17 protein-coding genes and 1 tRNA gene are annotated in these 23,015 nt (G+C 70.1%); 9 read left to right on the top strand and 9 right to left on the bottom strand.

Translation table 11 applies throughout. The features are described from left to right. Positions 1-91: 91 nt before the first annotated feature. Entirely contained in the window at positions 92-4,009 is a 3,918-nt protein-coding gene (locus HUA75_RS04520; RefSeq protein ID WP_174485618.1) for a tetratricopeptide repeat protein, read from the top strand. A gap of 75 nt (positions 4,010-4,084) precedes the next feature. Here the strand turns inward: HUA75_RS04520 and HUA75_RS04515 are convergent, their stop codons facing one another. Next, positions 4,085-4,456: a cupin domain-containing protein gene (locus HUA75_RS04515; RefSeq protein WP_141642748.1), complete on the bottom strand. Its 372-nt coding sequence runs from the start codon at positions 4,454-4,456 to the stop codon at positions 4,085-4,087. A gap of 201 nt (positions 4,457-4,657) precedes the next feature. Further along, the gene (locus tag HUA75_RS04510; protein ID WP_141642749.1) at positions 4,658-4,864 is read right to left on the bottom strand and encodes a cold-shock protein; all 207 of its coding nucleotides are present in this window, start codon (positions 4,862-4,864) and stop codon (positions 4,658-4,660) included. Positions 4,865-5,220: 356 nt separating this feature from the next. On the opposite strand from HUA75_RS04510, the gene HUA75_RS04505 reads away from it, so the two are divergent. From HUA75_RS04505 to HUA75_RS04490, 4 genes are read left to right on the top strand one after another with little or no spacing between them, the layout of a single operon-like run. Continuing rightward, on the top strand, positions 5,221-5,736 hold the full coding sequence (locus tag HUA75_RS04505) for a periplasmic heavy metal sensor (protein WP_141642750.1): 516 nt from the start codon (positions 5,221-5,223) through the stop codon (positions 5,734-5,736). 41 nt (positions 5,737-5,777) lie between these two features. Continuing rightward, a complete protein-coding gene (locus HUA75_RS04500) occupies positions 5,778-6,011 on the top strand; it encodes a hypothetical protein (protein ID WP_141642751.1) in 234 nt (77 codons plus the stop codon). A gap of 14 nt (positions 6,012-6,025) precedes the next feature. Next, positions 6,026-6,706 carry a response regulator transcription factor gene (locus tag HUA75_RS04495; RefSeq protein WP_141642752.1) on the top strand — a complete coding sequence of 227 codons (681 nt, stop codon included), beginning with the start codon at positions 6,026-6,028 and terminating at the stop codon, positions 6,704-6,706. Beyond that, on the top strand, positions 6,706-8,304 hold the full coding sequence (locus tag HUA75_RS04490; protein WP_254627361.1) for an ATP-binding protein: 1,599 nt from the start codon (positions 6,706-6,708) through the stop codon (positions 8,302-8,304). Before HUA75_RS04495 ends, HUA75_RS04490 begins: the two co-directional genes overlap by 1 nt. Before the next feature lie 106 nt (positions 8,305-8,410). Here HUA75_RS04490 and HUA75_RS04485 read toward each other — a convergent pair whose 3' ends face one another. From HUA75_RS04485 to HUA75_RS04465, 5 genes are all read right to left on the bottom strand, one after another. Beyond that, positions 8,411-9,277, bottom strand: coding sequence for a carboxypeptidase regulatory-like domain-containing protein (locus HUA75_RS04485; RefSeq protein WP_174485617.1), 867 nt, complete (start codon positions 9,275-9,277; stop codon positions 8,411-8,413). Positions 9,278-9,361: 84 nt separating this feature from the next. After that, positions 9,362-10,216, bottom strand: coding sequence for an ABC transporter permease (locus HUA75_RS04480; RefSeq protein ID WP_141642754.1), 855 nt, complete (start codon positions 10,214-10,216; stop codon positions 9,362-9,364). After that, entirely contained in the window at positions 10,213-11,202 is a 990-nt protein-coding gene (locus HUA75_RS04475; RefSeq protein WP_174453350.1) for an ABC transporter ATP-binding protein, read from the bottom strand. The genes HUA75_RS04480 and HUA75_RS04475 overlap by 4 nt, the downstream gene beginning before the upstream one ends. A 30-nt stretch (positions 11,203-11,232) precedes the next feature. After that, entirely contained in the window at positions 11,233-12,117 is an 885-nt protein-coding gene (gene cyoE / locus HUA75_RS04470; protein ID WP_141642756.1) for a heme o synthase, read from the bottom strand. A gap of 308 nt (positions 12,118-12,425) precedes the next feature. Beyond that, positions 12,426-14,672 carry a tetratricopeptide repeat protein gene (locus HUA75_RS04465; protein WP_217445900.1) on the bottom strand — a complete coding sequence of 749 codons (2,247 nt, stop codon included), beginning with the start codon at positions 14,670-14,672 and terminating at the stop codon, positions 12,426-12,428. Positions 14,673-14,980: 308 nt separating this feature from the next. Here HUA75_RS04465 and HUA75_RS04460 point away from each other — a divergent pair. The 4 genes from HUA75_RS04460 to HUA75_RS04445 all read left to right on the top strand — a co-directional run bounded on the left by HUA75_RS04460 (position 14,981) and on the right by HUA75_RS04445 (position 20,493). Continuing rightward, positions 14,981-15,056: transfer RNA gene (locus HUA75_RS04460), tRNA-Ala, on the top strand. Positions 15,057-15,163: 107 nt separating this feature from the next. Further along, positions 15,164-15,766: a DUF2760 domain-containing protein gene (locus HUA75_RS04455; protein WP_174485615.1), complete on the top strand. Its 603-nt coding sequence runs from the start codon at positions 15,164-15,166 to the stop codon at positions 15,764-15,766. 61 nt (positions 15,767-15,827) lie between these two features. Next, complete coding sequence (locus tag HUA75_RS04450) at positions 15,828-17,690, top strand: Hsp70 family protein (protein ID WP_174485614.1); 1,863 nt, start codon at positions 15,828-15,830, stop codon at positions 17,688-17,690. 25 nt (positions 17,691-17,715) lie between these two features. Then, positions 17,716-20,493 (top strand): Hsp70 family protein, encoded by a 2,778-nt coding sequence (locus tag HUA75_RS04445; protein WP_174485613.1) that lies wholly within the window; start codon positions 17,716-17,718, stop codon positions 20,491-20,493. 77 nt (positions 20,494-20,570) lie between these two features. Here the strand turns inward: HUA75_RS04445 and HUA75_RS04440 are convergent, their stop codons facing one another. Further along, the gene (locus HUA75_RS04440; protein WP_141645569.1) at positions 20,571-20,960 is read right to left on the bottom strand and encodes a hypothetical protein; all 390 of its coding nucleotides are present in this window, start codon (positions 20,958-20,960) and stop codon (positions 20,571-20,573) included. Positions 20,961-21,185: 225 nt separating this feature from the next. Next, positions 21,186-22,979 carry a bifunctional UDP-sugar hydrolase/5'-nucleotidase gene (locus tag HUA75_RS04435; RefSeq protein ID WP_174453345.1) on the bottom strand — a complete coding sequence of 598 codons (1,794 nt, stop codon included), beginning with the start codon at positions 22,977-22,979 and terminating at the stop codon, positions 21,186-21,188. Positions 22,980-23,015 lie beyond the last annotated feature (36 nt).

The following is a 23,015-nucleotide window of genomic DNA, read 5'->3' as shown; positions in this document are numbered from 1 at the left end:
CCTTGAAGTGGCGCGGCCTTGCGTCGCATGCCGCTCTGGGACACGCTGTACTTCCCATACAGATGCCATCGGGTTGAAATACCCGCCATTGATGACTGAAAACGACGAGGCGAATGTCGGCGAGAGCCTCCTCGCATTGCACAGCCGAAAAGACCGACTCAGCGAGCTGTGGCGCGCGATGCGCCCGTCCCCGGTGGGCATCCTCGTTCACGGACCCGCGGGTATCGGCAAGACCACGCTGGTCCGCGCCTTCCTGCACGGGCTGTCGACGAAGGAGAAGCTCCGCGAGAAGGCGTTCTGGTTCGACTTCAGCGACATCCGCAGCGCCGAGCATGTCATCAACCCGTTCGTGGTGGAGTTCCAGGACCACGACGCACTGTCGCAACCGATGGGCGCCAAGGTCATCGTGTCGCGGCAGTTGAAGCGCAAGCCACACGTCGTGGTGTGGGACCAGTTCGAGTCCACCCGAGGGTTGCTTCCCGCCGAGGACCGGGCGTGGCTCAAGCGATTCCTGGAGCAACTGCGGGGCGGCAAGACCCGGGTGCTCATCCTCAGCCACGATGAAGAGAAGTGGCTCGACGAGTCGCTCGTCACCCGAATCCGCCTGGATGGCCTGCCGGAAGAGGAGCGATGGCGCTTTCGAGCCACCCTTCTTCGCGCCCCCGTCGGGACACCGGACCAGAGGACCCCGGACGAGGCCGCAGTGATGGAGGCGATGGAGGGCCACCCGTTGATGATGCGGATGGCCCTGCCCCACTTGGAGGACCCGGCAGCGGAAGTCCTCTTGAAGATCCTGCGTGAGGCGAGCGCCGGGCCGGGACTCGATGGGGACGCATCCTTCGCGAAGGTGGTGGCCACGCTGCGACTCTTCACCGCGAGGCTGCCCGAGGAGCTGCGCTCGCTGCTCGTGCCGCTCGGCGTGCATGAGCGCTTCGCGGAGTCCGCGGACATCGTCCGGATGGGGGCGTCGGTCCCCGGGGCCAGTGACTCCGAACAGGTCGAGCGGCTCTTCGGGCTCCTCACCATCGCGGGGCTGGTGTCCCCACACAAGCCGGGCGTCCATGCGCTCCAGCCCGTCCTCACCCGGTACTTGAGAACCCACGTCCGCGAGAACCGGGAGGACTGGGAGCGGGCGTTCGTCGAACGGATGGGTCAGGTCGCAAGCCAGCTCAAACCCTGGTCGCTCGACGAGCAACGCGACCCCTTCTTCGTCCACGGCGCCAACTTCCACCACGCCTTGGAGCTCGCCAAGGCGCACGGGTTGGCGGCGATGCGCTCGACGCTGACCCACGCGCTCACCCGCCATGCCCTGAACCTGGGCGACCTCGCCGAGGCGGAGCGTCTTTCCAAGGACCTGCTCGAATGGGCCGCCGAACGCGACGAGGCGGGGATGGCGGTAGCCCTCCATCTGCTCGGGAGGCTCGCCCACGTGCGCTGTCGGTTCGAGGAGGCCGAGACGTTGTTCCTCCAGGCGCTCATCCTCGAAGAAAAGCACGGCAACGAACTCAGCGTCGGCAACACCTGTCACCAGCTCGGAGAGATTGCCTGGGTGCGCCGGAACTTCGAGGCGTCCGAGCAATGGTTCCTCAAGTCGGTCGCCCTCCTGGAAAAGCAGGGCGACGCGTACGGCACCGCGAGAACCTGCCGTCAGCTCGGGAGGCTCGCTGAGAAGCGGAGTGACTTCGAGGCAGCCGAGACGTGGTTCCGCAAGGAGGTCTCCCTCGAGGGAAAGCCAGGCGGCGAAGTCCGTGCCGTGGCGACCTACCACCAGTTCGGAGATGCCGCCCTGGAGCAACGTGACCTCGACGCAGCCAAGGCCTGGTATCTCAAGGCGCTGGCGCTCGAAGAGCAGCACGGCCACGCGAACAACCGCCTCTACCACCTGCTCGCGGATATCTCGAAACAGAAGCAGGACTTCAAGGAGGCCGAGACCTGGCTCCTCAAGGCGTTCGCCATCGAGGAGCAGACACCCGACGCGGACGGCCTGGACCGGACCTGCTTCTGGCTCGGAGGCGTCGCCGAAAAGCTGTCCGATTTCGCGGCGGCCGAGGCGTGGTACCTCAAGTCGCTCGCCATCAGAGTGGCTCGCGGAGATACGCACGGAGAGGGCAGTCTTTATGGCTCCCTCACCAGGCTCGCGGAGAAGCGGCGGGACTTCGAAGCGGCCGAGATGTGGCACCGCAAGGAGCGCTCTTGCAAGGGAGCGCAGGACACGGCCAACCTCTACCAGTCGCTCGGGAGAGCCGCCGAGTACCACCATCGAGACTTCGAGGCGGCGGAGGTCTGGTACCTCAAGGCCCTCGCCGACGCGGAAGCGCGGGGCGACGAGTCCCTCGCGGAGAGCACCTGCGGTCTGCTCGGGGACCTGGCCCGGAAGCGCAAGGACCTCGACGCGGCCGAGGCGTGGTACCTCAAGCAGCTCGGCATCGTCGAGAAGACGGGCGAGCTGTACGGCACCGTCTACGCCTACCACCAGCTCGGGAAGGTGGCGCGGTCGAGGAAGGACCTCGACACGGCCGAGACCTGGTTCCGCAAGGCACTGGCCCTCGAGGAGAAAGAGGGCAACGCGTACGACGACGCCACCTACAAACTGCTCGCGGAGGTCGCCGAGGCACAGAAGGACTTCGAGGAGGCGGAGACGTGGTACCTCAAAGCGCTCGCCCTCGTGGAAGCGAAGGGCGACGAGGCCAGCACCGCCGCGTACTGCCACCAACTCGGGAGGGTGGTCTGGGCGCAGAGAGACCTCGAGGTCGCCGAGGCGTGGTTCCTCAAATCGCTCGCCCTGGATGAGCTGCGGGGCGAGGAGCGCACCCTCGCGGGCACCGCCTATCAACTGGGGAGGCTCGCCCACGAACAGCGGAACTTCGAAGCGGCCGAGGCGTGGTACCGCAAGTCGGTGGCCATCGAGGAGAGACTGGGCAACGAGCACGACGCGGCCATCAGCTATACCCAGCTCGGCATCGTCGCGAGCAAGCGGAGGAACTTCGAGGCCGCCCAGACGTGCTATCGCAAGGCACTCGCCCTCTACCAACGCCTGGGCGATGAGCGCGGCATGGCCGGCCTGTATTCGCGGCTCGCCACCCTGGCCCGTGCGCGGCGGAACTTCGCGGCGGCCGAGGCGTGGTACCTCCCGTTGCTCGCCATCCGGGAGAAGCAAGGCGACGAGGACGCGGTGCTCCACACCTGCGAGCAGCTCGCGACGGTGACGGAGGACCGGGAGGACTTCGCGGCGGCCGAGACGTGGCTCCTCAAGGTGCTCGCCCTCGAAGAGAAACAGGAGTACGTGCACGACGCGGCCAACACCTGTTCCGACCTGGGAAGGGTCGCCCTCAACCGGGAGGACTTCGAGGCGGCTCAATCCTGGTACCTGAAGGCGCTCGCGAGCCAGGAGAAGCAGGGTGACGAGAATGCGGTGGCTCGAACATGCACCAAGCTCGGGAGAGTTGCTCGGGAGCGGCAGGACTTCGAGGAGACCGAGGCGTGGTACCGCAAGGCGCTCGCCATCGACGAGAAGCGGGGCCACCAGCGGGACGTGGCGAGCGGCTACTTCCGGCTCGGGGCGAATGCCCGGAGGCGGAAGGACTTCGCGGCGGCCCAGACGTGGTTCCTCCAGGCGCTCGTCCTCGACGAGAAGCTGGGAAGCGAGGACCACGCGGCCATGGTCTGCCACCGGCTCGGGGGGCTCGCCCGGGAGCAGCGGGAGTTCGAGGCAGCACGGACGTGGTACCTCAAGGCGCTCGCCCTCCGGGAGAAGCTTGGCAAACGGCGCGTCTCCACTGAAACCCGCCTCCAGTTGGGCCTCCTGGAGCTGGAGTGCGGGCAGAGGGAGGAGTCGGCCTCATGGCTCGTCCAGGCCGCCACGGGCTTCGTGCGCGACCGGGAGCCCGAGCTGTTGGGGGATGCGACCGCGGACTTCGCGCGGCTGCTGACCGAAACACCCGAGGCGCTCCGCGCACGACTTCGCGAGATGTGGACCCGCGCCAGGCTTCCGCCCCTTCGCGACACCTGAGCTGGCATCGACGGGGTCACCGCCCGCCTCAATCGCGAGTGGCGACCCCGTCGACTCCCGACCTCGCGAAACCCCTCAGGCCTTCGCGGGCTTCTTCTCCTTCTCCGCGCCCTCGTCACGGCCATGCACCGCCGCGGGAGGACTGGTGGCCTCCACCGCGGAGAACGTCTCGAGAATCTTGTACGTGTGGCTGGAGCCTCGCGGCACGAGCCACGAGTCACCGGGGTTGAGCAGGATGACCTGCCCCTCCAGGTGCAGCTCCGCGCGGCCCTTCAGCACGAAGCCCACCGTCTCATAGTCGCGAGGGGACGCGGGCCGGGGCTCCCCGGGTGGCTCGTCCTCCCACAGCCGCATGGACACTCGTACGCCGGAGGCCAGGTACTTCTGCCCCATGTCTCCCCGGGGCGAGTGCCGGCTCTCCACCTTCTTCACGCTGGTATCCCCCATGCCTTGGTCTCCTTCGCCCTCGGGCGTCAGGCGGCGGGTGCGCCGCGCTCAGCCATGAAGGTAAGGAAGGGGGCGAGTCTCGACGTGGCCCGCACGGGCGCTCGCCTGCTCGACGGGCCTGTTCGCACCAAAGACGAAGGCCCAGCCTTCCCTGTGGGAAGACCGGGCCTCGGGCTCACTCAAGGGTGGCCAGGAATGACGCTAGCCGTTGTAAGCGCGAACGTTCTGGGCCTGCAGCCCCTTGGGGCCACGGGTCACCTCGAACTCCACCCGCTGACCCTCCTGGAGGGTGCGGAAGCCATCCATATTGATGGCCGTGTGGTGGCAGAACACGTCTTCGCCGCCCTCTTGAGCGATGAAGCCGAAACCCTTGGCGTCGTTGAACCACTTCACAGTACCGATTGCCATGTGACCTTCTTCTTTCTGCTAGACGGCGACCCGGGACCAGCCGGACCACCAGTGCGGGGCGGACATCGCTCCGACACTGCCGCGACAATCTACCTCCCGATTTCCTTTGTCCACCCGACCTCCGCCCAGCGGGCAGGCGGCCGTCGACCAGAGGACAATCCGAGAGGCTGAAAATCGCTCGGGAGATGAACAGGCCACATTCGCCTCTTCATCCCGAACGCGCCGAACCCGCACCGGGTCCTTCACGTTTCTTCATGCGGCTCCGGCGCGCCCTTCACACCCGTTCTCTACCTTCCTGCCCATCAAACCCGGTGCGCGCCCTACTTCGGGCCCGCACTCTTGAAGGAGCAGGACCCATGTTCGGATTCTTGTTGGGTACCGCGTGCCTCGCCGGCCTCGTCTACACGGTGAAGGGCGGACGTCGCTGGCATCACCACGCTCACAGGCGAGGCAGCCGGTTTGGCTGGCGGATGAGGCTGCGCTGGCTGTTCGAGCGGCTGGAGACGTCCCCCGGTCAGGAGAAGGTCATCATCCAGGCCACCGAGGAGGTGACGGAGGCCTTCGACAAGCTGCGCGATGAGGTGGGCCCCAGCCGCTCGGCCCTGGGCAACGCGCTGCGCGGAGAGCACTTCGATGGCGCCGCGCTGCGCGAGCTGTTCACGCGGCACGACGTGGCGCTGGAGAACGCCCGTCGCTCACTCCAGGGCGCGCTCTCGCAGGTGCATGAAGCGCTGGATGCGCGCCAGCGGCGCGAACTGGCGGACATGCTCGAGCACGGCTGGGGCCATGGCTGGCGCGGCGGCCCGGGCTGGCACGGGCGTCACTGCGGCGGGCGTGGCGGCTGGCGCGGTGACGACCAGCGGATGGTGTGAGCCGCTCCCCTTCCCTGAACAAACGTCAGAGGAACTCCGCCATGCGCCGTCGCCTGCTCATCGTCCTGCTCGCCCTGGGAACCCTCGGAGGCTATGCCTCCGGCTTCGCCAGCATCGCCCGCCACCGCCGCCACTGCCATGCTGGCGGGTGGGCGGAGCGCTGGGATTCTCGAGGGCCCTGGGGCAACTCGCCCACGTTCCACTCGGCCGCCCCCGCGCAGCCCGAGTCGCCGTCTTCCTCAACGGCCCAGGCCCCCGCGCCGGGGCCGCGCTAGACTCCACTCCGTCCATGTCCACACGTGTCCTGCTCATCGACGATGATTCCCGCCTCTACGAGCTGCTCGCGCAGTACCTGGGGCAAAACGGCGTCAACGTCACCCATGCCGCCGACGGTGGTCGAGGGCTCGCGGCGCTGGAGGCCAGCGCCTACGACGCGGTGCTGCTCGACGTGATGATGCCGGGCATGGACGGCCTGGAGGTGTGCAAGCGCATCCGCGCCAAGAGCCGCATTCCCGTCGTCATGCTCACCGCGAAGGGCGATGAGACGGACCGCGTGGTGGGGCTGGAGCTGGGCGCGGACGACTACCTCCCCAAGCCCTTCAGTCCACGTGAGCTGCTGGCCCGCCTGCGCGCGGTGCTGCGCCGCTCGCAGCCCTCGTCGGTGGCGGACCGACTGGAGGCGGGAGGGTTGTCCATCGACGTCGCCGGGCGCGAGGTGCGCGCGGAAGGAAAGCTGGTGGACCTCACGGGGCTGGAGTTCGACCTGCTGGTGGCGCTGGTGCGCCGGGCCGGGCGGGTCATCCCCCGCGACGCGCTGCTGGGTGAAGCGGGCCGCAGCGACACGGTGGTGGGCGAGCGCACGGTGGACGTGCACATCTCGCATCTGCGCCAGAAGCTGGGCGACGTGGGCTCCCGGCTCATCAAGACGGTGCGCGGCGTGGGCTACGTCTTCGCCAAAGAGGGACTCTGATGGGCCGCCGCGACGGCAAGCGAGGCCGAGGGCCCTGGAATCAGAAGGACCCGTGCGAACCCTCCTGGGGTCCGGAGTCGGACGACCCCGACGCCATCGCGCGGTGGCTGCAGGGGGAACGCGAAGGCGCGTGCCCGCCCCAGGGAGAGTGGACCCAGGCCGACAAGGACGAGGGCAAGGAGGCGAAGGACCGCCGCCGAGGCCCGTTCTCCAACCCCCTGGAAGCGTGGGAGGCACATCACCGCCGCGCGCATCTCCACTGGAAGCGCCAGCAGCGCGCGCACTGGCGGCACCACTACTGGGGCATGAGCCGGCTCGGGCACTTCGTGCGCTCACGCCTGCATCGGCGGCTGTTCCTGTGGTTCGGCCTGAGCATCTTCATGACGGGCGTCGTGGTGGCCACGGTGTTCAGCCTGGTGGGTGGCAACACGTGGAAGCAGGAGATGATGCGGCTGAAGGACTTCGCGAGCCACCGCTTCGAGGAGGTGTGGAGCGAGCCGGCGCGGCGAGACGCCCTGGCGCAGTCCTTCGCGAAGGACCTGGACATCGAAGTGGAGGTGACGGACGCGAGCGGCAAGCTGCTCGTGCTGGCGGGTGGGTTGTGCAAACACGCTGAGTTCACCCTCCCCGTCATGCGCGCGGGCACGACCCTGGGACAGGTGCGCGTCTGCAACGGGCTGGCGCGCGGCAAGACTCCGTTGAAGGTGATGCTGCCGTTGCTCGCGGCGTGTCTCATGCTGTGGATGGCGTCCGGGAAGATGGCGCGCAGGCTCGCCAAGCCCGTGGATGCGCTGGTGCAGGCCACCGAGGCGCTGGGCGCGGGACGGCTCAACGCGCGCGCGGAGGTCCTCCCGCATGCGACGGGGGAGTTCACCGTGCTGGCCGTCGCCTTCAACCACATGGCGGGGCGCATCGAGAAACAGGTGGCGGACCAGCGGGAGCTGCTCGCGGCGGTGTCCCATGAGCTGCGCACGCCGCTGGCTCGGCTGCGCGTGCTGACGGAGCTGCTGCGCGACGGCGGTGGCAATCCCAAGACGCTGGACCAGGTGGACCGCGAGGTGGTGGAGCTGGACGCGTTGGTGGGCGAGCTGCTCGCCAGCTCACGGCTGGACTTCGGTCAGCTCACGCCTCGCGTTCTGGATGGGCGCACGCTCGCGACCCAGGCGATGGAGCGCGCGGGGCTCGCGCTGGAGATGCTCGACGTGGATGCGCCGGAGACAGGGCTGGTGGGAGACGCGACGCTGTTGGGGCGCGCGTTGGCCAACCTCCTCGACAACGCCCGGCGGCATGGGGGTGGCGTGGAGAAGCTGCGGGTACAGGAGCAGGGAGAGCACCTCGCGTTCTGCGTCGAGGACCGGGGTCCAGGACTCCAGCCGGGCGAGGAGACTCGCATCTTCCAGCCCTTCTACCGGAAGGACCGGGGTGGCGAAGCGCGCGAGGCGGGCTCGCTGGGCCTGGGGCTCGCGCTGGTGCAGCGTATTGCCCGGGCGCACGGCGGAGAGACGTTCGCGGAGAATCGCGACGGCGGCGGCGCGCGCGTGGGCTTCACGGTGAAGAAGGCGGGGCCACCGGACGCCATCGAGCGGCCGGCGGCGTAGGCGGGCCCTGGGGGAGTGGACCCCCAATCAAAGGCACGGGGCTCTTTCTTCGCGGCACGCGACACGGGCCTGGATTCAGGCCCGCATCGCGGAGACAGGCGCGGGCCTACTTCTTCGCGGACGTGTCCTCGGAGGAGAACGCGAAGGAGACCTCGGCCGGAGCACCGTCCTTCACCGTGACTTCGGTCGTCTTCGTCCCGAGCGTCTCGTGCCACGCCTCCACGGTGTACGTGCCCGCGGGCAGCCCCTGGAGCGCGAAGGCGCCATCCGCGCCCGTCGTGGCGAAGTACGGGTTCGGGTTGCTCACCACGAACGCGGTCATCCACGGGTGCACGTCGCACTTGAGCTTCAACACGTCATCCGCCGGAGGCACGGGCTTCTGGACCGGCGCGCCCGAGGGCGGCTGCGCGACGTTGAAGGCCGCCTTCGTCCCCACCACGCCGCGCACGTTGTGCAACGTGCCGTCGCTGTTCTTGAAGACGACCGATTGCCCCGCCACCGCGCCCTGGACGCGAGGCACATAGGTGCACTTCGTCTGGTCCACCACCACCGGAGCACTCGGCGCGGCCGGAGCCCCGGCCACGCTCCCCTTCACGCGCACCAGCACGTTCTGGAGCTTGCCGTCCTTCACCAGCACCGCCTCTTCCTTCGAGCCTCGCCCCTCGCAAGCCGGGTCGGTGTTCGGCGGCAGGTCGGCCGCGGCGGGAGGCGTGCCGGTGAAGGTCACAGTCCCCTTCACCGCACCGTTGCCGGCGGGCGCGGCGACCTTCCCCTGTTCGTTCCCCGGGTCCTTGTCCGCCTGAATCGGCGTCGCCGCGTGCTCGGCGCCAGGCTCCGTCGCGCGGGCCGCCGAGGGAGGCGGTGCCTGGGTGGTAGGTGGCGGAGTGGCGGGAGCCTCCTCCTTCTTGCAAGCGGGCAGGGCCAGCAGCCCCGCGGCTCCCAGCATCGACAGGCCGAGCGTGCGCAGCGTCATCGTGCAATCTCCTCGGTGAACCAGTTCATCGTCCGCGTCCCCTCGTAGTCAAAGGACGCCGACCTGTCCAACGGCGCGTCCGCGCTATTCGCGACGGCTGACGCTCACCGCGGCCAGTCCGACGAACACCGTCGCGAACGCGAGCAGCACCGGCACCTCCAGCCCCGTCCCCGACATGGGCGAGCCCACCACCACCGACGCCTCCGCGCCGTAGAGCGCCCGACGCACGCCCTCCACGGAGAAGCGCATGGGGTTGAGCACCATCACCCACGACAGCCACGTCCCCGCGCCCTTGAGCGGGAACATCGCCCCGGACAGCACCCACATGGGCAGCAGCACGATGCTCATCACCGCGTGGTAGCCCGCGCTGGAGCGCACCCACCACGCCAGCGACATGCCCATGCCCGTCAGCGCCAGCGCCGACAGCACCATCACCGAGAACAGCAGCGGCAGGTTGACGGTGGCCGCGCTCACGCCCGCCAGCGGCGCCAGCAGCAAGAACAGCGACGCCTGCATCAGCGCGATGGCAGACGAGCCCAGCGCCTTGCCCAGCACCACCGCCAGCCGCGAGCCCGGCCCGGCGAGCACCGCCTGGAGGAAGCCCTCGCGCCGGTCCTCGATGACGGTAATCGTCGCGAAGATGGCGCTGAACAGCAGCACCATGGTGACGACACCCGGGAAGAAGAACTGCTGGTAGCCCAGCCCCTGCGCGCCCTCGACGCGGAACGAGCCTGCGAAGCCCGAGCCGATGACGAACCAGAACAGGATGGGCTGCGCCAGCGCGCCGACGACACGGCTGGGCTGACGGAAGAAGCGCACCACGTCGCGCGCCATCAGCACGCGCACCGTCGCCCACTGCAGCGCGAGCGTCCCAGGAAGGGATGGCGCCGGAGCGACGGCTGTCACGGGGGGTTGCGCGGTGGAAATCTCGGCGGTCATCGGCGTTTCCTCGGCGCGGGCTCCGCGGCCGGCACATCGGCGCCCAGCGCGCGCCCGGTGAGCTGGAGGAACACGTCCGCCAGCGTGGGCCGGCGCAACGAGACGGACGACAACCTGCCTGCCGGAAAGGCCTCCACCAGCCGAGGCACCAGCGCATGCCCCTGCCGGGCCTCCACCTGCACCTTCCCCTCCACCACCTTCGCGTCCACGCCCAACTTCTCGCGCACCTCGCGCGCCAGCGTCTCGGGGTCGGCCGCCTCCACGGTGAGGATGTCCCCACCCATGCGCGAGGCCAGCGCGGCCGGCGTGTCGCACGCCACCAGCCTGCCCGCGTCGAGCACCGCCAGCCGGTCACACACCTCCGCCTCGTCGGCCCGGTGCGTGGTCAGCAGCACGGTGATGCCCTCCGCGTCGCGCAGCCGCTTCAGGTGCGCCCAGAAGGTGCGGAAGGCCGCCTCGTCCAGGCCCTGCGTGGGCTCGTCCATCAGCACCACGCGCGGCTGGTGCACCAGCGCTCGCGCCAGCTCCAGCCTGCGGCGCATGCCACCGGACCACGTGCCCACGCGCTCATCACCCCGGTCCGCGAGGCCGATGAGCGTGAGCATCGACTCCACCCGCTCGCGCGCCCGCTCCCCGGTCAGCCCGTACAGCCGGGCCCCGAGCATCAGGTTCTCCCGCGCGGTCAGCAGGTCATCCAGGCTGCCGCGCTGGAAGATGATGCCCATCTGCCGGCGCAGGGCCGGGTCGCTGAGCGACAGCTCCCGCCCCGCGAAGCGCACCTGACCCGAGTCCGGGGCCAGCAGGCCCGCCAGAATCTGGAAGGTGGTGGACTTGCCCGCGCCATTGGGGCCCAGGAGGCCCAGGATTTCGCCGGGCCGCACGGACAGCGTCAAACCGTCCACGGCGACGCGGCCCTTGAAACGTCGGGTCAGCCCCTCGAGGTGGAGCAGCGGAACCGGAGGGGTGGAGACCGAGGTATCAGGCATGGGGCGGTGTGTCCCGCCGGCACCCGCGCGCTAGCCGCGCGGAACGCGGTCCAGGCTCAGCGCCGCGAACAGTCCGGTAAGGTAGATCAACGAGAAGAAGAACGCCTGCCGCGCCCAGGGCTTCCCGAGTCGGCGGAAGAACCCCCACGCTCCCAGGCCCAGGAAGCTCAGGCCCAGCGCCACCGCCGCCGCCAGGTACCAGGAGCCGGCGATGTGCAGTTGGAAGGGCAACAGCGTCATCGGCACCAGCGCCACCAGGTAGAGGACAATCTGGGCGCGGCTGGACTCGTCCCCGCGCTCCAGGGGCACCGACTTGAGGCCCGCCGCCGCGTACTCCTCCTTGCGGAACAGGGCGATGGCGATGAAGTGCGGCATCTGCCACAGGAAGAGGATGGCGAAGAGCGAGAAGCCGCCCGCGTCCAGCCGGTCCGTCACCGCCGTCCAGCCCATGAGCGGAGGCAGCGCGCCCGGCACCGCGCCCACCAGCATGGCCGCCGAGGTGCGCGCCTTGAGCGGCGTGTACGCCAGCACGTAGCTGAGCAGCGCCAGCAGGCCCAACGCCGCCGTCAGCACGTTGGCCCCCAGCGCGAGCGCAGGGAGGGACACCGCCGCCAGGGAGATGCCGAACCACAGCGCCACCGCCGGCTCCATCCGCCCGGAGGGCAGTGGCCGGTTCTGCGTGCGGGCCATGAACCGGTCGCTGTGACGCTCCCAGTAGCAGTTGAGCGCGTTGGCCGCGCCCACCGTGCCGGCCGTGGCCAGCAACGTCACCAGGGCATTTCCCGTGGCCAGGGGCCCAGGCGCCAGCCACATGCCGCCCGCGGTGGTGATGAGGACGAGGCTCGACAGCCTCGGCTTCATCAGGGAGATCAGGTCGGACGCGGTCGTCGACATGGACTCTGCACGCGCGCTCAAGCGGACTCCAGGGGAGGGCGTGACAGGGGCACTGCCGACGCGTTGACGGCCCTCCCATACAAGCACCACCCGGGGGTGGGCAAGGACACGTCACCGCGACAGGGCGCTCGCGAACGGCCGCCCGCCCGGCACCCTTGGGGTGCTCGGGTCCGCGTCTTCGTGTCCTGACAATCGTGGGAAGGCAAACACCTGGGGCATAGCCTCGGGCCCGGGCCACATCAACCCAGGCCCGCGGGCACGATGCGCGCCGTGCTGCCCGCGCGCATCAGCCCCGCTTGTCCGACCCCGGCGACGGAGTCGGACCCCGCTCACCCTCCGGAGAGGGAGCGAGCGGCGTTGGCGTGCTCACCGCTCGGCTCGCGCTTGAGGTACTCCTGCGCCAGCATCTTCGCCTTCGGGGTCTGCTTGGCGTCCTTCGAGAGCAGCGTGGCGTAGTAGTAGTACGCCGGGGTGAAGCCCTCGTCGGCGTTGAGCGCGCGCTGGTACGTCTCGTCCGCCTTCGCCGCGTCGCCCTTGCCCTGGAAGACGCGCGCCAGCTCGGTGAGCGCCACGGCCGACCGCTCGGGCTGACCGACGAACTCCTGGCTCGCCTTCTCCAGCTGCTCCTGGGCCTTGGGCCAGTCGGAGCGCTCCCGGTAGATGGTGCCCATGGCCAGGCGGGCCTCGGGGTTCTTCGCCTTCGGGTCCTTCACGGCGCGCTGGTACTGCGTCAGGGCGTCATCCAGCTTGCCCTGGCGGCGCAGGGCGTTGCCCAGCATGACCACCAGCTTGGGGCTGTCGCCCATCGTCTTGAGGGCCGTCTGCAGCGCCTCGGCGGCTTCCTTCTCGCCACCCTGCTTGCCCATGAGGGCCTTGGCCAGCTCGACGTGGAACTGGGCGCGCGAGGAGTCCACGCGGATGGCCTTGCGAATCTCCTCGGCTGCCTGCTCGAAGTTGCCTTCCGTCAGGAGCCGGCGGCCCTTGATGAGGTGCAGCTCCGGGTTCTGCTTGTCGAGCGAGAAGCCCGTCTCCTCGCTCTTGAGCATCTCCGCGCGCGCCTTGTCCTTCTCCAGCGGCACCGCGGTGGCCTCCACCAGCTTCTGCTGCACGTCCGGCTTCAGCTCCGGCAGTTCGGCGGACACGCGGCTGACCAGCAGCGAGCGCGCCAGATGCGCGGCGGCCAGCTGACGGGGCGACGGCGGCGGCTCCGCCTCCAGCAGCTTCTTGAGCATCGTCTGGACCAGGCCGAAGTTGGGCTCGTCCTGCTCCAGCATCAGCAGGGAGCGGCCCAGGAGCGACTCGGGGTGGTCCTTCGCGTAGCGCAGCGCGAGGTCGTAGTTCTTCCAGGCGGTGTTGTCCTGGCCCAGCCGGCGGTAGACGGCGCCCAGGCCGGAGTAGACGCGCGGGTCGTCCGGCGCCAGCGTCTGCGCGCGCTCCAGGGTGTCCCGCGCGCGGTCCAGGTCTCCCGCGTTCATCTGGATGAGGCCCAGCGTCAGGTACAGGAGCGAGCTGGAGCGTCCCTGTGAGTCCAGGGCCCGCACCTTCTCCTCCAGCTTGCCCAGCGCGTCCTTGCCCTTGCCGCCGTACGTCTGGACGAGCGCCTCGGCCGCGATGAGGTGCGAGCTGACGTCGCCCGCCTTCATGCCCGCGGCCAGATGCTCCTCGGCGCGACGGCGTGCATCGTCACCACCGCCGTGCTCACCCCAGCGGATGGCGTAGGCGTACGCCAGGTAACCATGGGCCAGACCGGAGTCGGAGTTCACCTCCAGCGCCTTGTCGGCCTCCTCGCACGCCTTCTTGTAGCTATCGAAGGAGTCGCGCTTGAGGAGCTCCGCGGAGCCTTCCAGGTGCTTCTTCAGCTCGCGGGAGATCTTCCGGGTGTGCGCCGTGTACCAGCCGTAGCCACCGGCGAACACCGGGATGGCCACCAGCAGCGCCAGCGTCACCAGCTTGCCGCGTCCACTGGAGGCACGCCCACTGCCGCGATGCCGGGGTGAGTCGTCATCCTCGTCGTCCACCTCTTCCACCACCACCTGCTGCGGGCGGCGTTGGGGGGTGGCGCGCTGGGGCGCCTCGTTGCGCACCGGGGCGGAAGGGCCCGAGGGAGGGCGCGGAGTCGACGGGGGCCTCGGCGTGGGCGCGACGGAAGCCTGCGCCTCCGCGCCCGCCGTGGCGGCGACGTTGGAGAGGGCCGACGCGGACTGCTGGGTGGCGGACGGAGTCAGCACCGGCGGCGCGACGACCGGCGCGGGCGCGGCGGGGCGCGGCGGCTCGATCTTGTGCTGCTGCAGCAGCGTGACGGTGTCCGGGTCTCCCGGATCCACGCTGTAGGCCTTGAGGAGGTTCGCCTTGCCGGGCTCGGCTTCACCCGTCTTGAGCTGGATGGCGCCAGCCAGCCGCAGCGCGGCCTTGTCCTCGGGTTGGACCTGGAGCGCGCCGAGCGCTTCTTCCAGGGCCTTCTTGTCCTTGCCCTGGTCGGCATAGACACGGGCCAGGAGGACGCGCGGGTCCGCGGCGTTGGGATGCGCCTTCACGCCCTTCTTGCAGACGACCATCGCCTCCATGAAGCGACCCATGCTCAGGTACGCTTCGGCCAAGGGCTTATAGGCGGCGGACGAAGGATCTGAAGCGAACGCGTGTTCGAGCTTCGCGAGCTCGGCCGGGCTCAACGTCTTTGAAGGGGAGGTAGACATTACCGGGGGGAGGGACACCGGGCGGGAAGGGTACGCCTGAGAAGAAGGGTTTTTATGGCATCCGCTGCGCGGCACGTCAATCGCACGGATGCGTTGCGAAGGCTTGCGCTTGACAGCAAGAAAGGGGTCCGGTACTAGCCCGTTCACCTCGGCGGCCCAAACGCCGGGGCGCAGCGCGCAGGGCCCGTAATGGGGGTGTAGCTCAGTTGGGAGAGCGTCGCGTTCGCAATGCGAAGGTCGTCGGTTCGATCCCGTCCACCTCCACCATGTTGAAAACGAAGGGCCTCACGGGAAACCGTGAGGCCCTTTGCATTTGGGGGCATTTCGGGCAACTGCCGAATTGCAAAGCAGGCGGGCTTTGTTATCCGGAGTCGATGACTGACCCGTCTGCCTCGCTGTCGTTCTTCGCGCGCTTCTGGCTCGCCTGGCTCTGCTTCTGGCGCTGCCTCGTGTCCGGCGACTTCGCTCGCGCCGTGCTGCCCGCCAGCCGGGCCTACGACGCCGGGCAGCTGAACCTCCTGCCTTCCGGGACCCCGTCCCCCACCCCCACGGTGGAGAAGGCCCCCCCGCCCCCCCCTGCCCTGCCGCCCGAGCGCGAGCACGCCAGCGCCCTGGCGCTGCTGGCCATGCTCCAGCGGGAAGGTCGGCTGGTGGACTTCCTCCAGGAGAACGTGGCCGCCTTCTCGGACGCCGAGGTGGGCGCCGCCTGCCGCACCGTCCATGAGGGGTGCCGCAAGGTGATGGGTCAGTACTTCACGCTCCAGGCAGTGCTCCCCCAGTCGGAGGGGGACCAGGTCACCGTGCCCGTGTCCTTCGATGCCCAGCGCATCCGCCTCATCGGCAACGTGACGGGCCAGCCTCCGCACACCGGCACGCTGCGCCACCACGGGTGGGTGACGTCGGAGGTGAAGTTTCCGGTCGTGAGCCCCGCCATGGACCCGCGAGTGCTCGCTCCAGCGGAAGTCGAGCTCGCCTGAGCGTCGCTCAGCGGACGCGCAGACCGGACAAAAGGGAGCCCTCAAGGAGTTCAAGCCCGATATGGCCCGCTATTCCATCGGCATCGACCTTGGCACCACGCACTCCGCGGTGTCCTACTTCAACCTCGAGGACAGCAAGGCCCGGGGACGCGCGCAGTCGATGTTGCCAATCCCCCAGCTGACCGCGCCCGGCACGCTGGAAGCGCGCCCGCTGCTGCCCTCCTTCCTCTATCTGCCCTCCGCCCAGGAGTTTCCCCAGGGCAGCCTCGCCCTGCCGTGGAACAAGGACGCCACCTCCATCATCGGAGAGTTCGCCCGCTCCCACGGGGCCAAGGTCCCCACCCGGCTGGTCTCCTCCCCCAAGAGCTGGCTGTCCCACCCCGGCGTGGACCGGCGCTCGGCGCTGTTGCCGTGGCAGGCCCCGGAGGACGTGCAGCGCGTGTCCCCGCTGGACGCGTCCGCGCGCTTCCTACGCCACCTCAAGGAGGCATGGGACACGACCTTCGCCCAGGGAGATGACGAGTCCGGCAACGCGCTGGCCTCCCAGAACGTCATCGTCACCGTCCCGGCGTCCTTCGACGCGGCGGCGCGCGAGCTGACGCTGGAGGCAGCGAAGGCGGCGGGAATCGAGCACCTCACCCTGCTCGAGGAGCCGCAGGCCGCGCTGTACGCGTGGCTGGAGGCGATGGGGGAGAACTTCCGGCAGCAGGTGAAGCCCGGCGAGGTTATCCTCGTCGTAGACGTGGGCGGAGGCACCTCCGACTTCTCCGTCATCACCGTGCGAGACAGCGGCGGCGAGGTGGAGCTGCTGCGCGTGGCGGTGGGCGACCACATCCTGTTGGGCGGCGACAACATGGACCTGGCGCTGGCGCACACGCTCAACCAGCGCCTGGCCGCCGACGGAAAGAAGCTGGACCCGTGGCAGTTCAACGCCCTCACCCACGGCTGCCGGCAGGCGAAGGAGACGCTGTACGGCGACACCTCGCTCGACAAGGTGCCCATCTCCATCCCTGGACGGGGCTCGTCGCTCATCGGCGGCACGCTGCGCACGGAGCTGACGCGCGAGGAGCTGGACCGCGTCCTCACCGACGGCTTCTTCCCCGTGACGCCCCTGGCGGAGCTGCCCCGCACCGCGCGGCGCATGGGCCTGGCGCAGATGGCGCTGCCCTACGCGCAGGACCCGGGCGTCTCACGACATCTGGCGGCCTTCCTCACGCGGCAGGCCCAGGCGCTGGCGGCCAGCCACGACGCGCCGGTGGACGTGGGCGACAAGTCCTTCCTCCACCCGACGGCGGTGCTCTTCAACGGTGGCGTCTTCAAGGCGGGCCCTCTCAAGGAGCGCGTCATGGAGGTGCTCAACATGTGGCTGAAGGCGGACGGGGGCCAGCCCGCCAAGGAGCTGGAGGGCGCGGACCTGGACCTCGCGGTGGCGCGCGGCGCGGCGTATTACGGCTGGGTGCGCCAGGGCAACGGCCTGCGCATCCGCGGTGGCACGGCGCGCGCATACTACGTGGGCGTGGAGTCGGCGATGCCCGCGGTGCCCGGCTTCGAGCCTCCGGTGAAGGCGCTGTGCGTGGCGCCCTTCGGCATGGAGGAAGGCACGCAGGCGGATGTGCCGCCGCAGGAGTTCGGCCTCGTCACCGGCGAGCCCACCAGCTTCCGCTTCTTCTCCTCCTCCATGCGGCGCGACGACAAGGTCGGCGTCATGGTGGATGACGTGGCGGACGAGCTGGCCAAGGGGGAGATGGAGGAGCTGGCCCCCATCGAGACCACCATGCCCGGACAGGCCTCGGCCTTTGGCGACCTGACCCCCGTCAACCTGCAGGCCGCGGTGACGGAGGTGGGGACGCTGGAGCTGCGGTGCCTGGAGAAAGGTGGCGCCGGACGTTGGAAGCTGGAGCTCAACGTCCGCATGAAGGAGTAGAACGCCGGCCGGCAAACGGAGGTGTATGCGAATCGTTGGCATCGACCTGGGCACCACCCACTGCGCGGTGGCGTCCGTGGACCCCGCCCGGGGCGCGAGCGCGCCCGTGGAGGACTTCCCCGTCCCTCAGCTGGTCCGTCAGGGGGAGGTGGCGCCGCGCGCGCTGCTTCCCTCCACCGTGTATGTGCCAGCGGGGCACGAGCTGAGCGCCGAGTCCCTCCGGCTTCCGTGGGGCGATGACGGCGGTCCGTGGGTGGTGGGAGAGCTGGCGCGCTGGCAGGGCGCTCGCGTGCCGGGGCGACTGGTGGCCAGCGCCAAGAGCTGGCTTTGTCACCCGGGCGTGGACCGCTCCGCGCCCATCCTCCCCTGGGGCGCTCCGGCCGACGTCCAGAAGCTGTCCCCCGTCGACGCCAGCGCCCTGCTCCTGACGCACCTGGCGCGCGCCTGGGACTTCACGCACCCGGATGAGCCCCTGTCGAAGCAGGAGGTGGTCATCACCGTCCCCGCCTCCTTCGACGAGGCCGCGCGCGCCCTCACGGTGAGCGCCGCGCGCAAGGCGGGGCTCGAGAAGTTCACCCTGCTCGAGGAGCCCCAGGCCGCCTTCTACGACTACACCGCGCGCCACCGCGCGGAGCTGGAGCAGACGCTCGCCCACGTCCGGCTGGTGCTGGTGGTGGACGTGGGTGGCGGCACCACGGACTTCACGCTGGTGCACGCGGGAGTGTCGCCCGAAGGTCCCATGCTGCGGCGCCTCGCGGTGGGTGACCACCTGATGCTGGGGGGCGACAACATGGACGCCGCGCTGGCCCGGCGCGTCGAGGAGAAGCTCCTGACGGACGGACGCCGCCTGTCCGCCACGCAGTGGACGCAGGCGATTCAGGCCGCGCGCACCGCGAAGGAAGCGCTGCTGGGCAAGGCGCCACCGGAGAAGTACGGCGTGTCGCTCGCGGGCGAGGGCAGCCGACTGCTGGGCGGAACGCTGTCGTCCGAGCTGACGCGCGAGGAGGCCCACGCGCTGGTGCTGGACGGCTTCTTCCCGCGCACCCCACCCACCGAGCGGCCTCGCCGCGCCGCGCGCATGGCGCTCCAGGAGCTGGGCCTGCCGTACGTACAGGACGCGGCGGTGACGCGGCACCTGGCGGCCTTCCTCGCGCAGCACGCGGCGGCGGGCTTCGCGGCCCTGGGAGAGACGCCTGCCTTCGAGGGCGCCCTCCCCCGCCCTGACGCCATCCTCCTCAACGGCGGCGTCTTCAACTCGCCCTGGATTTCGCAGCGACTGGTGGAGGCCGTGTCCGCGTGGTGGCCGGACGCGCCGACCATCTCCCTTCTGCGCCACGAGTCGCTGGAGCTGGCCGTGGCGCGGGGCGCGGCGTACTACGGGCTGGTGCGGCGTGGGCACGGCCTGCGCATCGGCGGTGGCGCGGCGCGCGCGTACTACGTGGGCCTGCAGCGCGCGGCGGACAGCGCGGAGCAGCCCGCCCTCTGCCTCATTCCCCGAGGCTTCGAGGAGGGCCAGAAGGTCGACCTGGGTGAGCGCCCCTTCACCCTCACGCTGGGCCGGCCCGTGCAGTTCCAGCTCTACTCGACGACGAGCGACCGCATCGACAAGCCCGGGGACCTGGTGCCGCTGGCGGAGGACTTGAAGCCCCTGCCGCCCATCCACACGCTGCTCAAGGGCGCGGCGGGAAAAGTCGCGGACGTGCCGGTGCACCTCCAGGCGGCGCTGACGGAGATTGGCACACTGGAGCTGTACTGCGTCTCCGACGTCGCGGACGAGCGGTGGCGGCTGGAGTTCGAGCTGCGCGGCACCGGCGGCTCCCACGAGCTGACCGTCACCGAGTCCATGCCCGCGCGCTTCGCCGAGGCGAAGGACAACATCGAGCGCGTCTACGGCAACAAGCCGCTGCCGCTGGGCCCCAAGGACGTGAAACAGCTCTCGCGCACGCTGGAGAAGGCGCTGGGGCCTCGCGACACGTGGCGCGTGCCGGTGCTGCGCGAGATGTGGAGCACCCTGTACGCGGGCGCCAGCAAGCGCCGTCGCAGCGAGGACCACGAGCGCGTCTTCTACAGCCTCGCGGGCTTCACCCTGCGCCCGGGCTTCGGCTACCCGCTGGATGGCTGGCGCGCGGAGCAGACCTTCAGCCTCTTCGACGCGCTGGTGCAGCACCACTCGGACAAGGCGGTGTGGACGGAGTTCTGGGTGATGTGGCGCCGCATCGCCGGCGGGCTCAACGAGGCGCAGCAGCAGAAGCTCTACGCCTACCTCCAGCCGCACCTCGCGAGGAAGGTGCCCCCCGGCGCGCCGCCTCCCGGCAAGCTCAAGGGAATCCAACCCGAGGGGTTGGAGGAGATGGTGCGCACGGCGGCCTCACTGGAGCACCTGTCGCCCTCGGACAAGGCGGAGGTGGGGCGGTGGATCGCCGAGCGGCTGAAGGCCGAGGCAAAATCTGGCGGGCCGTGGGCCTGGGCGCTGGGCCGACTGGGCGCACGCGTGCCCCTCTACGGCAGCGGCCACAAGGTGGTGGACGTGGAGACCGCGGAGGCGTGGCTCACGCTGCTGCTGGAGCTCGACTTGCGGAAGATTGACGGCGCGCCGTTCGCCGCCGCGCAGCTCGCCCGCCTCACGGGAGACCGCACGCGAGACGTGGACCCGGCCCTGCGCGAGCGCGCGGCGCAGGCGCTCGTGGCCGCGCAGGCGGCGGAGACATGGGTGCGCATGGTGCGCGAAGTGGTGGCGTTGGAAGCCGCGGATGAAGCACGCGCGCTCGGCGACACGCTGCCGGCGGGCCTGCGACTGTCGTGACGAGGGACTCGAAAACGTCCCTTCAGGTCGGCCAGGACATGGTCGACCCGGAGGGGTGACTTCGGAGCGAGGAGCCTTCAGCCCCGCGCGGGCGTTGCGGGCTCGGCGACCTCGGCGGTGGCCTTGGGAGCGGCGCGCTCGACGACCTGGAGCACCGGCGCGGCCTCGGTGGGCGCGGCGGTGGCCTCGCCCTTGCCAGCCTTGGGCTTCTTGGTGCCCGCGCCCGAGCGGCACGTCCGGCACCAGGGCTGGTTGCGGATGGCGCCGTCCGCCATCTTCCGCAGGCCGAACTGGGCCAGGGGCTTCAGGGTGCGACACTTGATGCACATCAACGAGATGAGCACCTCATGGCCATCCGCGTCGTAGACGGCGGACTTGCGCCGCTTGCGCGGCTGGGCCTGCCCCGGCTCACGCGGCTTCGCCTTGTCCGGCGGCGGCGGCATCATCGGGGTCACTTTGTAGAGCATGTCAGTCCCTCCGCTCTCGGAGGCCCTCGCACGCAGTCCCTGATGACGGGGCCACCTCGGCACGGGCACTCGCGAGCCCTAGAGTAAGGACTCTTCCTTCCGTTGAAAACTGATCCCAGGCCGAAAAATCGGCCCGGGAGCGTTTCCGCTGATCTTTCCAAGGGTTGGCGGCCCCATTCACCGCCAGCGGATCAGCTCGCGGTCGAATTTTCAGCCCAGGTTCTCTCAGCGAGAGGCTGTGGGACACACCTGTGCGACACCGCTGTAGCGCACGCGTCCCAGCGCGGGCGTGGGCAGGACGCCCCCGTGGGAACGGCCGTAGGAGATCAGCGCCTGGCGCAGGTCCATTCCCCGGACCGGGGAGAGTTCGGTGCGCTCGGGGGGCAACGGCCGCGTCACGCCGTCCACGCCGTCACCGCCCCGGGCGAGGAAGTCCGGCACCGCCACGCGGTAGCGCTGCTCTGGCACGAGCGGCTTGCCGCCCTCCAGCGTGACACCCTGTAGCCGGCCGGGCCCCGGGCAGCGGGCCAACGTCAGCTCCAGTCCCGACACCGCGAACACGGCGCCGCGCTCCACCCCATGGGCCAGCTCCAGCAGGTGCCGCAGCTCGGCGCCGGTGAGCGTGAGCACGGCCACCGTGTTGTCGAAGGGCAGCGCCTGGTAGACGTGGCCGAAGGACAGCGTCCCACCTGGCAGGTCGGCCCGGATGCCTCCGGGGTTCATCACCGCGGCGTCCGCGCCGGCCGCCTCGCGCAGCGCATCCGCGATGAGGTTGCCCAGGGCGCCCTCCTCCGTGAAGCCGCGCGCCAGGGGCGAGGCACAGGAGACGCCCGACGCACGTCCCTGGGACGCATCGACCTCCGCCAGCGTGGGCGCGAGCAGCCGCGTCACTTCCGCATCCGGCTGCATCGGGGTGCCCAGGAAGACCGCGGGCGCGAGCTTCACCTCGGCGCGCTCGCGCAGGCGCCGTGCATCACAGCCGCCATGAGTCGCTTCCACCTGGGTGCACAGGGGAATGGCGGCCTGGATGCGAGTGAGTGACGGGTCCACGCGGCGGCGCACGGGGTCCACGAAGAGTTCCACCACGCCCAGCGAGCGGGCCTGTCCCGTCGTCTCGATGATGGGCACTCCGTCGAAGAAGTGGCCCATCGTCTGGTGCGTGTGCCCCGCCACCACCGCGTCCAGCGTGCCCTGGGGCAGCGCGGCCAGCATGTCGAGAATCTCCGCGTCGCCCCTGTCGCAGCTCGACGTGTCCCGGGGGTTGCGCATGTCGGAGCACTGGCCGCCCGCGTGCGCCACCGCCACCACCACGTCCGCGCCGCGCTCACGCAGGGAGCGTGAGGCCTCGAGCGCCGAGGACGCCAGGGGCGCGAAGCGCAGCGAGGCGACGTTGGCCGGATTGGTGACGCTCGGCGTCGACTCGGTGGTGAGGCCCAGCACGCCGACGCGAAGGCCCTTCACCACGACGATGTGCGTGCCGTCGTTGCCCAGCCACGCGGGAGTCTTCCCCGTCGTCGCGTCGCGGAGGTTGGCGGACAGGAACGGAAAGCGCGCCTGCTTCACGCGCGCCTTGAGGGCGCCGAGCGGGTCCTCACCAGAGCCCGAGGCCATGGGCGCGGGTCCCACGGGCCCGTAGTCGAACTCGTGGTTGCCGATGGCCGCCGCCGTGAACCCCAGGTGGTTGTACACGTCGACGACGATGGCCCCCTCGGTGAGGTTGGACGCCAGCGTGCCCTGGAAGAGGTCGCCACCATCCAGGAGCAGCACGCCTCCAGGGTTGTCCTCGCGCAGCCGGGCGACATACGCGGCGAGGGTGGCGGCGCCGCCCTCCTCCACCGTCCGACCATCCGCGAGCCGCGCGCGGTGCGGCTCCACCTGCCCGTGGAAGTCGTTGAGGCCCACCAGGGTGATTCGCACTGGTGAAGCGGGAGGCGAGGAGACAGGCGCGGAGGGCTGGGTGCCGGCGCAGGCGGCGGCACAAGTCACGAGCGCGAGGAGGAAGGGACGCGAGGAACGCATGAGCGGCCGCACTTCATCGTGCCCCGCGCCCCATGG

Origin of the sequence: Myxococcus sp. CA040A (genome assembly GCF_013336725.1) — a bacterium.
Taxonomy (GTDB): domain Bacteria; phylum Myxococcota; class Myxococcia; order Myxococcales; family Myxococcaceae; genus Myxococcus; species Myxococcus llanfairpwllgwyngyllgogerychwyrndrobwllllantysiliogogogochensis.
Note: the sequence above shows the minus strand (reverse complement) of the source record. Positions and strands in the feature narration are given on the sequence as shown.

What these genes read in the sequence shown, in the direction of transcription:
- HUA75_RS04520 (WP_174485618.1), top strand. Translation starts at nt 92, where the DNA reads ATGACTGAAAACGACGAGGCGAATGTCGGCGAGAGCCTCCTCGCATTG.
- HUA75_RS04515 (WP_141642748.1), bottom strand. Translation starts at nt 4,456, where the DNA reads ATGGGGGATACCAGCGTGAAGAAGGTGGAGAGCCGGCACTCGCCCCGG.
- HUA75_RS04510 (WP_141642749.1), bottom strand. Translation starts at nt 4,864, where the DNA reads ATGGCAATCGGTACTGTGAAGTGGTTCAACGACGCCAAGGGTTTCGGC.
- HUA75_RS04505 (WP_141642750.1), top strand. Translation starts at nt 5,221, where the DNA reads ATGTTCGGATTCTTGTTGGGTACCGCGTGCCTCGCCGGCCTCGTCTAC.
- HUA75_RS04500 (WP_141642751.1), top strand. Translation starts at nt 5,778, where the DNA reads ATGCGCCGTCGCCTGCTCATCGTCCTGCTCGCCCTGGGAACCCTCGGA.
- HUA75_RS04495 (WP_141642752.1), top strand. Translation starts at nt 6,026, where the DNA reads ATGTCCACACGTGTCCTGCTCATCGACGATGATTCCCGCCTCTACGAG.
- HUA75_RS04490 (WP_254627361.1), top strand. Translation starts at nt 6,706, where the DNA reads ATGGGCCGCCGCGACGGCAAGCGAGGCCGAGGGCCCTGGAATCAGAAG.
- HUA75_RS04485 (WP_174485617.1), bottom strand. Translation starts at nt 9,277, where the DNA reads ATGACGCTGCGCACGCTCGGCCTGTCGATGCTGGGAGCCGCGGGGCTG.
- HUA75_RS04480 (WP_141642754.1), bottom strand. Translation starts at nt 10,216, where the DNA reads ATGACCGCCGAGATTTCCACCGCGCAACCCCCCGTGACAGCCGTCGCT.
- HUA75_RS04475 (WP_174453350.1), bottom strand. Translation starts at nt 11,202, where the DNA reads ATGCCTGATACCTCGGTCTCCACCCCTCCGGTTCCGCTGCTCCACCTC.
- HUA75_RS04465 (WP_217445900.1), bottom strand. Translation starts at nt 14,672, where the DNA reads ATGGGTCGCTTCATGGAGGCGATGGTCGTCTGCAAGAAGGGCGTGAAG.
- HUA75_RS04455 (WP_174485615.1), top strand. Translation starts at nt 15,164, where the DNA reads ATGACTGACCCGTCTGCCTCGCTGTCGTTCTTCGCGCGCTTCTGGCTC.
- HUA75_RS04450 (WP_174485614.1), top strand. Translation starts at nt 15,828, where the DNA reads ATGGCCCGCTATTCCATCGGCATCGACCTTGGCACCACGCACTCCGCG.
- HUA75_RS04445 (WP_174485613.1), top strand. Translation starts at nt 17,716, where the DNA reads ATGCGAATCGTTGGCATCGACCTGGGCACCACCCACTGCGCGGTGGCG.
- HUA75_RS04440 (WP_141645569.1), bottom strand. Translation starts at nt 20,960, where the DNA reads ATGCTCTACAAAGTGACCCCGATGATGCCGCCGCCGCCGGACAAGGCG.
- HUA75_RS04435 (WP_174453345.1), bottom strand. Translation starts at nt 22,979, where the DNA reads ATGCGTTCCTCGCGTCCCTTCCTCCTCGCGCTCGTGACTTGTGCCGCC.